Origin of the sequence: Aquipseudomonas ullengensis (assembly GCF_014174475.1) — a bacterium.
Classification (GTDB): Bacteria; Pseudomonadota; Gammaproteobacteria; order Pseudomonadales; family Pseudomonadaceae; genus Aquipseudomonas; species Aquipseudomonas ullengensis.
On sequence record NZ_JACJUD010000013.1, the window covers coordinates 1 to 1,201 of the forward strand.

1 protein-coding gene is annotated in these 1,201 nt (G+C 58.1%); it reads left to right on the forward strand.

Annotated features, from left to right (window positions below):
• Positions 1 to 71 precede the first annotated feature (71 nt).
• Positions 72 to 1,052 (forward strand): IS5 family transposase, encoded by a 981-nt coding sequence (locus H3H51_RS21100; RefSeq protein ID WP_183091057.1) that lies wholly within the window; start codon positions 72 to 74, stop codon positions 1,050 to 1,052.
• Positions 1,053 to 1,201 lie beyond the last annotated feature (149 nt).

The window sequence follows — 1,201 nt, forward strand, 5'->3', positions numbered from 1 at the left end:
AGCTAAGGATGGTCTGAAAAAGACTTCCTGAATTTGGCAAAATACCCGGGCTCCATCCGCCGAGTTTTCCGATGAAGCAAATGACCTTCGCCGATGCCGAGTACGCCGGCAAGCGTAAACAGACCCGCAAAGAGCTGTTCCTGATCGAGATGGATCGGGTGGTGCCGTGGAAGGGTTTGATTGCCCTGATCGAGCCGCATTACCCCAAGGGTGAAGGTGGCCGTCCGGCGTATCCGTTAATGGCCATGCTGCGCGTCCATCTGATGCAGAACTGGTTCGGCTACAGCGATCCGGCGATGGAGGAAGCGCTGTACGAGACCACCATCCTGCGCCAGTTTGCCGGGCTGAGCCTGGAGCGCATTCCCGACGAAACCACGATCCTCAACTTCCGTCGCCTGCTGGAGAAACACGAACTGGCTGCCGGCATCCTGGCCGTGATCAATGGTTATCTGGGTGATCGAGGCCTGTCGTTGCGCCAAGGCACCATCGTCGATGCCACGTTGATCAATGCACCGAGTTCGACCAAGAACAAGGACGGCAAACGCGACCCAGAGATGCACCAGAGCAAGAAGGGTAACCAGTACTACTTCGGCATGAAGGCCCATATCGGTGTCGATGATGAGTCCGGCCTGGTGCACAGCGTGGTGGGCACTGCGGCCAATGTGGCGGATATCACCCAGGTCGACAAACTGCTGCACGGCGAGGAAAACATGGTCGGTGCCGACGCGGGTTACACCGGTGTCGAGAAACGCCCTGAACATGAAGGCCGTGAGGTCATCTGGCAGATCGCCGCCCGCCGCAGTACCTACAAGAAGCTGGGTAAGCGCAGCCCTTTGTACCAAGCCAAGCGCAAGATCGAGAAGGCCAAGGCCCAGGTGCGTGCCAAGGTCGAGCACCCGTTCCGGGTGATCAAACGGCAGTTCGGTTATGTGAAGACGCGCTTCCGTGGCCTGGCAAAGAACACCGCGCAACTGGTGACGCTGTTTGCCTTGTCGAACCTATGGATGGCACGCCGGCACTTATTGACCCCTACGGGAGAGGTGCGCCTGTAATGCGGGAAATGGCTGCCGCGAGGTGCTCGTGGCGGCTAAAAACGCAGAAATGAGCGGGTGACCTGATCGTCTTTGATCGATTCGCCGCTTTCAAAATCGGCGGGGGCTGAAGTCAGCCAGAAATACATGGCTACTTCAGACCATCCCTA